Source organism: Sphingobacterium detergens (assembly GCF_003610355.1).
In the GTDB taxonomy this organism is placed as follows: domain Bacteria; phylum Bacteroidota; class Bacteroidia; order Sphingobacteriales; family Sphingobacteriaceae; genus Sphingobacterium; species Sphingobacterium detergens.
On sequence record NZ_RAPY01000002.1, the window covers coordinates 528843 to 543366 of the forward strand.

A 14524-nucleotide genomic window follows, 5' to 3' on the forward strand; every position below is an offset into this window, starting at 1 on the left:
CAGTCAAGGATCTTCTGGACTTAAATATGATAAGGATTTAATTACAAAGACGTCTCATAATAGTAGTAACGATGGAATGTGGATCGAGAAGCGAAGTTTTGGAGATATCGTTTCATAAATACTATATCGTCTGCTTAAAAAGTAGTAGTAGACTTAAATACTGCTAAGAACATGGTTGATTTTACTATTAATATTTAAATATTTTTTACAAAATGAAAAAAAGCAAGCACATAATTATTTTGATATTGGCTATTTTATTCCAACAAGGGATTATAAAGGCACAGTGGACAGACAAAAGAGAGAAACCCACCATACATATTGAAGTTAAATTTGGGACGATTACTAAACCGAACAGGAATGATTCCGCGATGGTTGCTTTTCGAAACTATGGACTAGGGCAATTTATTCATTGGGGATTATATGCTATACCAGGGAACGAATGGAATGGCATAAGTGCAAGGCAAGGTGCCGCTGCCTCTGAATGGATACGTTCTTGGGGTGGGCCGACCGCGCCCAAAAATTGGACGGAGACTTATGACAATTTATATAAACAATTTAATCCGAAAAACTTTAATGCAAAGCAATGGGCGAAGCGTTCGAAGGAAATGGGCGCTAAATATGTGATTTTTACTACCAAACATCATGATGGATTTTGCTTATGGCCTTCTAAATATTCAGATTATACAATTGCCAGTAGTCCATATAAAAAAGACATTGTCAAGCAAGTCGTGGATGCTTATTCTGAGCAAGGCATAGACGTCTATTTATATTTTTCAGTTGAGGAATGGAATAATAAGGACTATGTCAAAAGCATTCCGAAAACTGCCGATGAAAAAGCTAGGTTTAATCGTTTTTTAGAATATACAAGGAACCAGTTATTGGAACTGCAAACAAATTATCCCCAAATAAAAGGGTTTTGGTTTGATGGCACCTGGGATCCATCTTGGATAAATTCTTACGGGTTTACTTACAATTTAGAGAAAGAGTTGAGAAATAATAATCCAAATTTAATAATTGGCTCTCGTTTTCGAAATGATGAGCATGGCAGTCGACATTTTGATTCAAATGGCATGTTATTAGGTGACTATGAGCAAGGGTGGGAACGGAAAATGCCTGCGAATATCGATATAATTGGCGGAAATGATTGGGACTGTGTTATGACCATCCCTCCAAACGGATGGGGACATATCAAGAATACGGAGGGGATGTATTTAAAAACAACAGATGACATTATCGATTTATTGATGAGATCTCGTTCGATGAATGGTAATTTTGTTCTAAATTTCGGTCCGGACGAAAATGGGAACATGAGTAAATACGAGAATAAACTTATAACAGATTTGGGAAAATGGACTAAAGCCAACACCGACGCTATTTATGAAGTCAATCACTTCCCTTTGGAAAGTGGATATGGCTACTATACTATCAATAAAACCGATTCAACTTCGCTATTCTTGACAGTAATTAATAGACCGATGAACGGAATATTGAGACTTGCCTTTCCAAAAAGTTCTAAATTAGTTCCTTTGTCAGCTTCTTTGTTAGATAATAAACATAATTTAATTCTGAAAAACGCGAATATTGGTTTTGATAGAGATAAAAATATATATTTCGACATCATTATTCCAAAGAATTTGAAATATAAAAGAGCGTTCGTGATTAAAATAAAATTAGGTCAATCAAATATTTTAGAGAATAAATTAATGGATGCAAAAATTTAAAGTTGTCTTCAGTTACGGTTAGTATTGTAGCGGTGAAACAATCATTTAATGCTTGAAAAAGCAAAATAGAGAAGCTAAGCTGTATTATTTAAATAATTAATCGATGAAAAAAATATTTCTTTTTATCTTATATTAGCGCATGATGAGACATTGTTCACTTATTGTACTATCGTTTTTAATGTTTTGTTTTAATGCAGTTGCCCAAAATAAGGACATCCTGAATTTAACAAATGCTTTTATTGATACCGTTAAATCCAATGCATATTCCAGTGCCAATGTAAATTGGGATTCTGTTGCTCCGATTATCATCAAGAAAAGTTGTGGTATCAAAGAAGCTAAAGATTTGCTCCCCTTATTCAAGATGGTTCTGAGCGATCTTCGGGATGTGCATTCCTCTCTACAATATCATGAGACCGATACGAGCATTAAAGAAGATTTTATGGTTCAATTGAGGCAGATGGCGAAGATGACTGATGCAGATGCAGGCCTGCCACCCAAAAATTATCAATCTTATATGATTGATAAAAAATATGCTTATATAAATATCCCTCCAGTTCGGTTGGAGCAGGCAAAATATATAGATACCATTGGAAAACAACTCAAATTTTTGGATGATAATAATCCCCAAGCTTGGATAATAGACCTTACCGAAAACAGTGGCGGAGCCAATTACCCCATGATATGGCATTTTGCGTCATTAATTGATGTCGATTACAGCTATTCAGATGTTTTGAATACAGGGGAGGAAAAAAAGATTTCGGTAGTACTTAGACCGGAAGGCGAGCAAGCTAAGCAAGTATATGATATTTTAGAGCTAGATCCCAAAAAACGTCCGCCCATTAAATTGAAGAATACGCAAGTTCCCATTGTTATTTTGACCAGTTATTATACTGCTAGTGCTGCGGAGGCATTTTTATTACATTTTAAAGGACAGAAAAATGTGATAACTGTTGGTCAAAAGACATACGGTCTCACATCGACCAATCAATATTATGAGATTGGGAATAATTTTTCTCTGGATTTGACTATAAGTGTTTTAAAAGACCGTAATGGGAAAAAATATAAAATTAACGAAGGAGTGAATCCTGATTTTCTTTTGCCATTTGATCATTCAAATATTAAAACCACAAATCAATTATTAGAAGCGGTGATTAATAGTAAGAAAGACTACATTGAAAAAGCTTTGGAAATTATAAGCAAGCCAAGTAATTTCTCTTTATGAAGATACGTAGATTCACCTAAAGTACTTTTACAGCAAATGATCATTAATAATTTTGGGAGAAGCGCTTGGCAATTTAGGAGAAAAATTAGAAGTAAACTTGATGAAATTATTGCTAATAAGTGGCTTAATAACCCTCAAGGTAGTTTTGTAGCAAGATGAAGAACTTAAATTTAGGTGAAGAAATCGGAGAAGTATTAGGGAAAGGGTTAGTTGCAAGTGGTTGTTCGGAACTTCCGAACAACCACACAGCATGGCGCATTATGCAACAAAAAATGATTTTGCGGCTATTTTAATTTTCCAAAGAAACTTTACGCTCTCTACTGCGGAATTCTTTCAATTCACTAATAAAATCATTTAGTGCTTCTTGCTGTACATGGTCCATTACCACAATTTTATACCAATTGTTATCTTCGTCGTGCGAATCCGGAATTAAGCCAAATTTAACTGCTAGCTCTTTGGGCAAATCAGCCGATTTTATGGTAATGATATTCATATGTGAATCCCTATAAAAGCCAATTCCCAATTTTTCGAGTTCCTGACAACATACTTCTGTCCGGTAGTTCAGAATCTTCATTTTCTCTAACCATTGATGTGGGCCATAGGTCTGCAAAATCATCCAAATTGCCACAGCGTTTGCTCCAGAGCGACTTCCGCTCAAAGTGGTATCCATTCCATTGACATATTTCGCTTCTTTGGTAAAAACATTGTCTATCAATCCTTTTCTCGTGATAAATATACCAGTTCCATAAGGGGCTTGGAGCATTTTATGGGCATCCATGGTCACCGATGAGACGTGTTTATTGTTGAAACCGATATTATGGTTTTGATTGACAATTGGATAGATAAATCCCCCAAATGCCGCATCTATATGAAGTTTAAAATTAAGATCATATTTTATGAAAACTGAGGCGTAATCATCTGGATTATCAACGCTTCCAAACATGGTGGTACCTGCATTTGAAATAACGATAGCATACTTTTTGCCATTTTTCACAGCTTCATAGACATGCTTATCCAGTTGATCCGGCAGAATTTCTCTGGTATCAAAATCGACCGGAACAATCACAAGATCAATATTCAATAAATTTGCAGCTTTATTGACCGAATAATGTGTGTCTTGCGATGCAATTAGAAAAATTTCATTACAACTGGCATTAAATGTATTGATGAAGAAATTTCTGTACATCCAACATGCTTGTATATTGGCTTCTGTACCTCCAGAGGTAACATATCCATCGCAATCTTCTTGAGATTGTAATATATCTTTACTTAAGATTTGAATGACATCTTTTTCAATATCTTGGGTGCCTTGAAAAAAAGGTTCCGATTCTCCGACAGTATGACAACCAATATGGTTAGGATTCTGAACAATTGTCTGAAGGAAAGGAGCTTCCTTTAAAAATTCAGCCTGTTCATAAAAAACTCTTCCATCCAATTTTGTTCCGGGAAGCCCTAATACAGGACTTTGGCTATAATTGATATTCTTAGCAAGTGCTTTGGATATTAGTTCTTTTTGAATCTCAACCCCAATTTTTTTCCAGTATTTATATTCTTTCATTTGGTGTTTTAAATTATTAACTTCATTTAGTCAAAATATAAAGCCGATTGTAAAAGTCATTAATTAGATGAAATTTTCAAACTGTTATTTTTAAAACAAAAAAAAAAATGATTTAGTGGATTTTTTACTGATAAATATTTGGAAAAAAGCGGAAAATTGACTTACCTCTGATGAAGCCGAAGAGCTATATGATTTTAATTATCTTTCTTTTAAAATCAACAATGTGCCGCATTGGAAAGATGTAAAAAGATTTTTATTGACCGTGAATGAGTTTGTTGTGGAAGGGAAATGGGGTGGTTTTGATAATTTTAATAAATTGGAATATTTAGCTGAACGGATCAGTTGGTTTCATGGGATTCAAAGTCATTAAGACCGGAGCTCAGAAAATATGTTTATAAAAAAAGCTATGAATGGAAGAGGTTAATCTAAAAGCGAGGATAAAAAGGAATATGTTAGATATCCTGTCCGGAAAATCATTTAGAGATGAAACGAGTGAAATAATTCAACATCTAAATAAAAGCAATGCAAATGCATTCGTTGGCATTCAAAGAGAAGATGGAATCTATACAATTATTGGTGCCGAAAAAATTTATTATATGACGCCTTTAATGACTAAAGGCGATATTCCGATCGGTGAATTTCTAAGTATTTTAACAAAAAATGCAATGACGCTCGGCAAAACTTCAACCTATGAGTTTGTCAAAATTAACGAAAACAGTGCCGTTTGGGTCATGAATGCCGAAACGATGAATGCTTTATGGAATACGATGCTTTTGCTGGATAGCGTGCGTAAATCATGCTGAAATCTCCTGCTTCTGGTTTTGCAGATCCTATAATTTTATCATGTGAATAGATTACAGCAGTTGGATGTCTAGTCTTTTCACCTCCCCATTCTCCCCATTCACCGAGTTTTCCCGATCGTTGGTCTAAAGCCCATAGGCTAGGGGCAGATTGTGTCGTAGTTTTGAGTCAACAAATAAGAACAAAAGAACTAACACAATAAAATAAAGACATTATGAAAGCATTAATAAAAACATTCGCAGCAGCAGCCTTAATCGCAGTATCCACCTTCGCTATGGCCGCTGAAGGACCAGGTTCAAAATCAGCAAAAGCAAACGTTAACCTTTCAACAGCAGACTTTGCTCTTGAGCATTATGTTGCGGTAACGACTGAAGGAGAGTCAGCTGGCGTAGAACAACTATTTGCCGAAGATTTCAACCAAAAGATCCAGGCTTCCAATGCCCAGTCTCATAGTCGTGACGCAGTGATCAAATCTTTGAAAAAACAAAAAGGCGAGAAGCTAAACTGTACAGTAACTACAGACATTATCGAAGAGTCAGCAGATTATATGATTGCCAAAGTAACTCTAAAATTTGAAGACTTCACCAAGACTGATCTTGTGACTTTGATACGTGAAGGTAATAATTGGAAAGTAACTAGTTCAGTCAACTCCTATAAATAGTGCCTTATTACTGGTGGTTTGCCAGTCATAAAAAGGCAAACCACTAGTGAATCATATGTTTATTTAAGGCCACGTCGTGAGATGTGGCCTTTTTCTGTTTTGGGACAACAAAGCGGAGACTTTTCGGTTGTTTCGCTTTACCGACAATATAGCCTTAGTTTCCCTTATTTAGACTCTTGGCGACGCCTAAGTTTGTATAAGAATTTAAAACAATAACATTATGGCAAATCAATTTCTTATTAAAAACACCATGGCAGATATGCGCGATTTATGTGCATGCGAAATTACCGACCTGCAAAAAGGCATTTACTGCGGCGTACAGCTTTTAGGTTATTATCAGGCAGGAGACACACCTGCGCCAATCGAATACTTTCTTTCGACAACGAATGGTTCAGACAATGGTGGCAGTATCATTGCAACTGGGGGAATCACATTAGAACATAGGTTTCTAGAAGCAGTTAATCCACTTTACTTTGGTGCAAAAGCAGGGTTAGATACCGATGCAACCCCGTCTATACAGCAAATTTTTAATTCCGGCTATAGAAGCGTGGAAATAAGCTGCCAATTACTTGCAGATTCCTATTTGGGACTACCAGATGCCACAGTACAACGCTATCCTTCACATCGGATTATAGGTAAAGGGGGATCGGTGCATTTGACCAATAATGTCAATGACGGCTGGATAACTTCTCAATCTTCATTATTAAATCCCGGTTCAACAGACAATTTGTACACAGGTAAAGTCTTTATCGACAATTTGGTTGTGAGAAATGCGGGTGCGGATATGGGGAACGTAGCAGATAATACACCTTTATCGGGTACATTCATAGATGGGGATCGGATCTATAATGTTTTTATTACCAAGTGTTCTTTTTTTAGGGTTAAGCATGTTATCAAATCTTATAAAGAAAAGAGACCCGATAACACAGATGCTTATCCAAATGGGTATTTACAATCTGTTACGATTATAGGTAACATATTCGAACAAGTCGAAAGAATAATTGACGCCTATAGATGCTTCAACTTTACCTTCAAAGACAACATGTGTGAAGGCTGTTTATCGGGAATCTGGTTTAAAAATATCGAGGGAAAACCTACCGTTAATGTTGCTCGGATTGTTGATAACATATTTGAAGGTGGTGGAGTTTTCTTATACTCTGGACCGATAGCTGGCGGGAAAATCTCCGGAAATTATTTCGAGGGTAATTATAATGCTGAGATTAAGGCCTACAAAGCACATTTGTACTTTAAATTCGAGACGGGAACAAATTACATGGGCTTAGCTATTGATAGCAACAACTTTCAATCGCACGTTGATCAGAAGGTTGATGTTGGGTTTTCCGATATCAAGTTTGACGGAAATTTTACGACAGATGCTGAATATTTAGGCAATGTAAGTATCCGTAACAATAACTCCAATTCCTATTCTCTCGTTGAGCCACAATCCCGGATTAAATTTTATGAGGGAAACTCCATTACTGCTGATATGTATTCTAGGTCCCGAACGGTTGTGAGTCCGACCCAAAGCCGGGTTTCATTTCAGCGAAAAAGACAAGAGTTATTGAGCTCAACCTCCCTTTCTTCAGATGGGCATGTGATTGCTCGAATCAACATCGCGCGAATTAAAAGTTTGATGACGAGGCAGGAAGACAGGACTTCGAACGGAACCATTAATATTATGTTATTAGCTAAAACTTCTGGAATGATAACGATCGGTTCGACATTAGCGATTGTGGATTTTTTGATTATGCCTGCATCAGAAGGAATGAGTTCTGGGGCAATTGATGAAGTTTACTATAAGTTTAAATTGCGTAGTGTACTTAATATAGATGCTGGGAAGCCGATAAATTCAAATTTTAGTGGTGCAACCACTAAGGCCCATTTCAATGAGGATACGGCGGTTCTTACAGCTGTGCCGGACGGCGATTTTGTAAAGCTAATACTATCTACATTTGTAGCACCATCAATCGACAACTTTGGCAAGGCTGACCGACTGCTGTCATTTCAGACTATTCAGATCAATGCCAGCAATAATTCTTATAATGTAGGTTATACAGTACTTTAACAAAAATAGGGACTGGTAGATCTACCAGCCCCTATTTTTTTACTTTATTTTAAGATCATTCTCATATTATCCTTCGCCCCTTTATTTCCACCATTCACCGAGTTTTCCTGTCTGTTAGTCTAAAGCCCATAGGCTAGGGGCATATTGTGTTGTAGTTTTGAATCAACAAATAAGAACAGATATAAACTAACAATATAAAATAAAGACATTATGAAAACGCTAGTAAAAACATTCACAGCAGCAGCTTTAATCGCAGTATCTACTTTCGCTATGGCCGCTGAAGGACCAGGTTCAAAATCAGCAAAAGCAAACGTTAACCTTTCCACAGCAGACTTTGCGCTTGAGCATTATGTTGCGGTAACGACCGAAGGAGAGTCAGCAGGCGTAGAGCAATTATTTGCCGAAGATTTCAACCAAAAAGTTCAGTCGGCAAATGCAAAGACCAACAGCCGTAATGAAGTCGTTAAATATTTGAAAAAACAAAAAGGCGAGAAGCTAAACTGTACAGTAAATACCGATATCATCGAAGAATCAGCAGATTATATGGTAGCCAAGGTGACAATGAAATTTGAAGACTTTACCAAGACAGACCTTGTGACTTTGGTACGTGAAGGTAATGAATGGAAAGTGTCCAAATCGATCAATTCATATAAATAAGAGCCATCTCGAATAAATATATAAATGTTGTAGAGCCACGTCGAGAGATGTGGCTTTTTCTGTTTTAGCTCCTTCCCATTCTTTTAATTTTTAGTTGCAGCAAATTCGACTCAGAGAGGGATCAAATTTAGTGTTTAAACAGAGCTTGTTCAGTGTTCATTCAGTGTTTGTTCAGTGATTACTCAATATATTCTGAATAACCAGTGACTAATCACTGTCTAAATATTGATCAAAAATTGTGATTAGGGATAAGATGGTATCCGGAGGTATCGGTTTTAATACTTATCTAAATTATTTTAATGAGGCAATTGTGGCAATCATCAAAAATGAGGTGGCCTATCGATAACGTTTCATTATCTTGTGTAGGAAAAATGCGGTATCCCTTATTCCTTAGACATGGTCATTTCCTTTACGTTATTCCTTGAGCATAATGGAATTCATTCAAGAACAGTGATACTATCTTTGGCCATCCGTTGACTTACCGTTTACGGATCGTGTAAATGTGGAGCTGATTGTCTACTTTACAGACTAAAATCTGGAAATATGCTAAAGTCCTTCGGACATCAACAGCGATAGGCATTTATATCCGGCGTTTCGATCCAGTCCTTGCGCATTTTAAAGTCAAAAGGGCCTGATTCTCATCAGACCCTTTCTCTTAGCGCTTACTTGTACAGTAATTTTTATGTTTCTTATCGTTTCCTCTTTTTTGTTTCGTCACCCAATGTTTTTAAGGACTATTGGACTTTCACTGTACGACGCCAATTTTTATATTGAACCTTTCTTTTGAAAGGCAGCTTGTTGCCGTTTTGTATAGTGAGAACAACAGTCGGTTTGAAATAGTTTTTGTTAAATTATATAATTATAATCCAAACTTCCTTGGGTAATAAGATAATGATACCATAAAATATTGGGTTAAATTGTTCAAATAGCCAGTGGTGAACTCTGAGCTGCTTTGTCGAAAATAAATGCCCTTATTTTGTTTCAAAAGATCATAAGCGGCTAATTTAAATTCCAAATTATTGCCTTTTAATACACGGTATGAGGTATTGGCATTCCATATCAACACATGGTCGTTTGAAAAAGTAGATCTGCTGTACCTACTGTTCACATTGCTATTGATGCTCCACCTTTTGGACAGGGCAAGGCTTGCGCTAAGTCCCGTACTAAGAAAATGGGAAGAATAATATAAGAATCCATTCTCTTTGTCACTTTGTTTGTTAAATTGCCATGTATTAATAAAACCAAGTACGATATGATCAATATTTGTGTAATAAGTATTCAGGTTGAGATTGCTACTCCAATTATTTACTTCGCGTTTTATTCCATCCATGTACTGATAGTTATTACCTTTACTTATATTTCCTCTAAGACTGAAGTTAATGGACTGCTTCCTCCGTAGCGCAACTGCTTTTTCAACATTATACCCTACATTAAATACATAAGTTGGGGCTGTATTCTGGATCGCATAATACTGTATCTGATTGGTCTTGTTGGTGATACTGTCAGCAAATCCATTGTGGACCCACGTAAACGATGGCGATAAAGACATGATTAGCCCATATTGTTTGGATTGTGAAAAACTCAACAATGCGGAAAGAACATGCTTTTTGACCTTCGTTAGCTGCTTAGCTCCAAAATAACGAAAGGATGGATTGATATTATCATAAAACGGGCATAACCGATCCAGTTCAGGATAATCCTCGTTGTATTTGTAGGAAATACTTGCTTTTTGTTGGTAGAAATTGACCCGTGAAAAAAAATGTTCTACGCTTATTTCAGGTAATATGGTGACGAAATGCTGCTTTATATTTCTAAATGCTAAAGTAGACTCGTTCTTTTCTCCTTGCCAGCGTGTACCCAATTGCATATTTAAACTCAAGTGACTATTTTTTCGTCCCACTAGATTTTGTGAATACAAGGAATGTTTATAGGTAAGGGAGGGCTGATATATCCATCGGTTAAATTTCGATTGATGGGTCAGTGAATCTTCAATTACCATGTCGTTGTCCCGAACTAAATTGTCGCTTGCAAGATGTTGAAGACTGAGGTGCTGTTTAAAACCAAAATTTTTATAATTGATATTGATCTTAATTATCTGATTTATTTCCTTCTCATGAGGCATGTAAGCACGCACCAGATTTCGGCTTTGCGCTGAATCAAGATAATTGGTAAATTGACTTCCTACCTCCCTGTGTCCTTGGTCTGTTTGTCTATTTATTTGGTAATCAATATAGAAAGAGAATGGGTCAAAGAAGCGCGTGGCCGTTTTACCTTTTATAGGTGATGCTATTTTATTTTGTATACTTATACCAGTCTGAAAATTAATATAGTCTTTGTTATTGGCTGATTGGCGAGATTCGTTGTTAAACGATTTGTTATTGGTATAATCATATTGGGTACCGGATTGTCCTGAAGAGGAGTTTTCTTCTCGAAAAAAATCAAGTGTACTATTCATGGAGATAGGCCGCTGACGAAAGTTGTTTGAAAATTGATGCGTGAGACTCCCGTTCAATCGTTTCGATGCATCATTATAGGCGCTTGTGGATGTACGGCTATTGTTTAGTGGGTTTTCTTCAGCAATAAGTTTGTTAATTGCTGAGTCTCTGATTTCGCGCTGGCTGTTATTATAAAATAGATTGGCTGTAAATATATTATTCCGGTTTGTTTGACCCGTTTGTAAAAAATCATGTTGATAACGTGCGCCAGCTACTGTCTGTCTAGTTATCCCTGGACTTAGAAAGTCAGAGCTAAAATCATTATTTAAACCTACTCCCTTGAATGTGGTATTTTCTAAAAGCTGGTTAAGATCAACAATATTCTTGTTGCTATTATTTTTGGAAAAAGCCAAAGTGGCTTGACGCTGTTTATCGCCATAATTGGCTGTGAGGTAAGTGTCGTGTCGTTTATCAGTACCATAGCCAGCTGTGAGATTACCAAAAAACATTTTTTCACGCCCATCTTTGAGTACGACATTCATAGCATAGTTTTTATCGTCGGGATTTTGGAGCTGCTGAGTCTTTTCTCGGCTGTCATACACCTGGATTTTCTTTACAGCGTCTTTTGCAATATTTTGGAGAGCAATAGATTTGTCGCTTCCAAAAAAAGGCTTTCCATTGACCCAAATATTCTGAAGCTCTTTACCATTATAGGTAATCTTATCATCACCCCAAAGCATGAGCCCGGGAAGTTTGTGTAGTAAATCCTGGACAACAGCATTGCTGTCCAATTTGAAAGCATCGGCATTAAACTCCAGTGTATCTCCGTTCATCCGGACAGGAGGCAAAATTTCTACAGTATCCAAGTGATTGTCCCTTACCGACATGTTGATTTTACCCAAATCCAATACTGAGCGTGCGGATAACCGTACGATTTTGTTCATTTTTGAATACCCTTGATGCCTCCATTCGATCACAAGATTTTTATGAAGAGGCAAATCTTCGATAACAAATTTACCATAACGATCAGATAGAGCTATCTTGCTTACTTTGTCCTGGCCCATTTCGAAAACAGATATGGATGTGGATTGTAAATAGGTGGTATGGACTGAATCGATCACAACGCCTTTTATAGACTGCGCATAAAGCGCCAGACCTGCAATTACAAATAAAAATGTTACCAACCACTTGGCCATATCTTAAAATGAATTCAGTTTAAACTTAACAAGAATAGGGTTTTTAGACTTGATCAAGTTCGCATGTCCTTTTTTCATCGTATGATTCTCTTCATCCGACTTGTTGTGGGCCGAGCCTGTTTCATTGGGATATAGAATACTGTATAGATATTCTCCATCGCTAAGTAGATAATCATTCCATCCAATAATCGGTAGATAATCATTACTGGCATCCGGCATAATATTTCTAAAAGCTAGCACTTCATGATTATTCGTATTAACAGCGATCCATGAACGATCCCCGCCATAGGTGATAAGCTGTAATAGTAAATAATCTTTGTAAGATAAAATCTGATTGAAGCCCAATAGTTTTTCTTTGTTCTCCATCATGAATTTGTCAAAGCCAATTTGATCTTTAATATTATAAAGGAGTGCCGTGTCGACAGAAATATCTTTTGGAAAAATAAATTTATAGACTTTTTGAATTCCTTGTTCACCGAGTTGAAACAACTCGTAATTATTGGGGAAATTGGCGAATGCACTATGATGTCGCATATCGGGCTGAGATAAGTTTCTATCTAGATCTCTAGAGATAGCATACGGATTTAATTTATGGTAAGTGATTACCGTTTGGCCATTATATTGTAAAGCTGTCAAATCCGAACTCTTTTCTTTTGGTTGCCAAAAGGACCAGACGGTATTGTTAAGTTTGAGAGAATCATCCGCCTTATTTGTTACAACTGGGAGATCTACTATCGTATGTTGTCCTTGATTATTAAGCTTTACGGCGAAATGAACTAATCCCAGAATAAACCCACCACTGGAAGGAGTAAGCGTTTGCATAGGTTCTATTTGAGGAAGTTTAAAATCAGTAGACTTAAGCGTATTGGTTATTTTTCCAGCATTGTCCATCAGGGAAACTTTTTCATTACCATTAGACAAAACAGCAATCGTACCATTGGAAATCTGTACTGCATTGATATAATCTATAAGGTCAGCTTTCTTGTCTGCGGAAATGGGTAAATATTGCAGATCGGAAATATTGTGCTGGACCAGACCTCCTGAAGCATGTTTTGGTGAAATCCGAATCTCTTGAATAGGTATGTTAGGAGAATAGAGCAATTGCTGCCCTTGTACGGTTGTGGCGCAAAATAGCACACCAAGAAAACTGAGCACTTTCATAAGGGTAAAATAGACTTGATTAACTTAGTTGGTTTATTTTTTATAACTATATAAGAAAATTTATTGAGTAAGATACAAAAGTGCAGATATAGAATCAAATTATTTTATAAAGGCCGATAGATATTTCAAAAACAAACGTTATCCTTTCAACGGCAGACTTTGCTCTTGAACATTATGTTGCGGTAACCACTGAAGGAGAGTCAGCTGGAGTAGAGCAGATATTTGCTACCGATTTCAGCCAAAAAGTTCAATCAGCAAATGCAAAGACCAACAACCGCGGTCAAGTTGTTAAATATTTGAAAAAACAAAAAGGAGAGCGCTTGAATTGTACAGTAAGTGCTTATATTCTCGAAGAGTCAGCAGATTATATGGTAGCCAAAGTGACCCTGAAGTTTGAAGACTTTACCAAGACTGACCTAGTGACCTTGGCTCGCGAAGGCAATGTGTGGAAAGTGTCCAAATCGATCAATTCGTATAAGTAGCATCTCATCTCTGGTGGTTTGCCGGTCATAAAGAGACAAATAATGTTTATGTATTAAAAATCAGATAGGTTTTTATTCTTATTTTTTAAAATTTAGCGGCCTTATTTATCATTACCTTTATTGGGACAATTATTTCTACGGATGGCTTTATACTATCTAATCCTGTTGTTCTTGGAGATTACATTCAGGTACCATTGATGGCCTTATTTCTGGTATCTGTGGTGCTCCGACAAAAAAAGGTGACCTATACCAGCGAGAAGTATCAGGAGGGGACGAGGCTGGCAACATAAATAGGGGATAAAGCATAAAAAAAGAAAAGCCATAGAGTTTTTTAGAACAAAAACACTTATTCCATCCTGAATTAGTGCGTTGTAGTAAAACATTATGATACGATTTAGACTTTTTTAGTTTATATTCTGTAAGCTACTACCGATGACCGTGATGTCGTACTTTTAGGTCTATTTTGTCACAGATATTTACAAAATTTGTGACAAAAATAAAATCCTTTGCGATCAATTAGTGGTAAATAATCTAAATGAAATAATATGTCACCATTTTTTTGATT

Annotated in this window: 11 protein-coding genes; 8 read left to right on the plus strand and 3 right to left on the minus strand. The window is 36.5% G+C overall.

Annotation, left to right across the window (positions count from 1 at the left end; all coding sequences use genetic code 11):
- Positions 1 to 212: 212 nt before the first annotated feature.
- Positions 213 to 1721 (plus strand): alpha-L-fucosidase, encoded by a 1509-nt coding sequence (locus tag DFQ12_RS14320; RefSeq protein WP_120259733.1) that lies wholly within the window; start codon positions 213 to 215, stop codon positions 1719 to 1721.
- Between the two features lie 457 nt (positions 1722 to 2178).
- On the plus strand, positions 2179 to 2943 hold the full coding sequence (locus DFQ12_RS14325) for a S41 family peptidase (protein ID WP_167457279.1): 765 nt from the start codon (positions 2179 to 2181) through the stop codon (positions 2941 to 2943).
- A gap of 289 nt (positions 2944 to 3232) precedes the next feature.
- Here DFQ12_RS14325 and DFQ12_RS14330 read toward each other — a convergent pair whose 3' ends face one another.
- Positions 3233 to 4501, minus strand: a complete 1269-nt coding sequence (locus DFQ12_RS14330; protein WP_120259735.1) for a pyridoxal phosphate-dependent decarboxylase family protein — start codon at positions 4499 to 4501, stop codon at positions 3233 to 3235.
- Positions 4502 to 4724: 223 nt separating this feature from the next.
- On the opposite strand from DFQ12_RS14330, the gene DFQ12_RS28160 reads away from it, so the two are divergent.
- From DFQ12_RS28160 to DFQ12_RS14350, 5 genes are all read left to right on the plus strand, one after another.
- A complete protein-coding gene (locus tag DFQ12_RS28160) occupies positions 4725 to 4871 on the plus strand; it encodes a hypothetical protein (protein WP_167457280.1) in 147 nt (48 codons plus the stop codon).
- A 40-nt stretch (positions 4872 to 4911) separates the two neighbouring features.
- A complete protein-coding gene (locus DFQ12_RS14335; protein ID WP_120259736.1) occupies positions 4912 to 5304 on the plus strand; it encodes a hypothetical protein in 393 nt (130 codons plus the stop codon).
- A gap of 212 nt (positions 5305 to 5516) precedes the next feature.
- On the plus strand, positions 5517 to 5963 hold the full coding sequence (locus tag DFQ12_RS14340; RefSeq protein WP_120259737.1) for a nuclear transport factor 2 family protein: 447 nt from the start codon (positions 5517 to 5519) through the stop codon (positions 5961 to 5963).
- A gap of 220 nt (positions 5964 to 6183) precedes the next feature.
- Positions 6184 to 8028 carry a hypothetical protein gene (locus DFQ12_RS14345; protein ID WP_120259738.1) on the plus strand — a complete coding sequence of 615 codons (1845 nt, stop codon included), beginning with the start codon at positions 6184 to 6186 and terminating at the stop codon, positions 8026 to 8028.
- A gap of 210 nt (positions 8029 to 8238) precedes the next feature.
- Entirely contained in the window at positions 8239 to 8685 is a 447-nt protein-coding gene (locus tag DFQ12_RS14350; protein ID WP_120259739.1) for a nuclear transport factor 2 family protein, read from the plus strand.
- An 859-nt stretch (positions 8686 to 9544) separates the two neighbouring features.
- Here the strand turns inward: DFQ12_RS14350 and DFQ12_RS14355 are convergent.
- On the minus strand, positions 9545 to 12316 hold the full coding sequence (locus DFQ12_RS14355) for a TonB-dependent receptor (protein ID WP_120259740.1): 2772 nt from the start codon (positions 12314 to 12316) through the stop codon (positions 9545 to 9547).
- A gap of 3 nt (positions 12317 to 12319) precedes the next feature.
- A complete protein-coding gene (locus DFQ12_RS14360) occupies positions 12320 to 13477 on the minus strand; it encodes a hypothetical protein (protein ID WP_120259741.1) in 1158 nt (385 codons plus the stop codon).
- 140 nt (positions 13478 to 13617) lie between these two features.
- Between DFQ12_RS14360 and DFQ12_RS28670 the strand changes: the two genes are divergently transcribed.
- Complete coding sequence (locus tag DFQ12_RS28670; RefSeq protein WP_425275600.1) at positions 13618 to 13959, plus strand: nuclear transport factor 2 family protein; 342 nt, start codon at positions 13618 to 13620, stop codon at positions 13957 to 13959.
- The last annotated feature ends 565 nt before the right edge of the window (positions 13960 to 14524 follow it).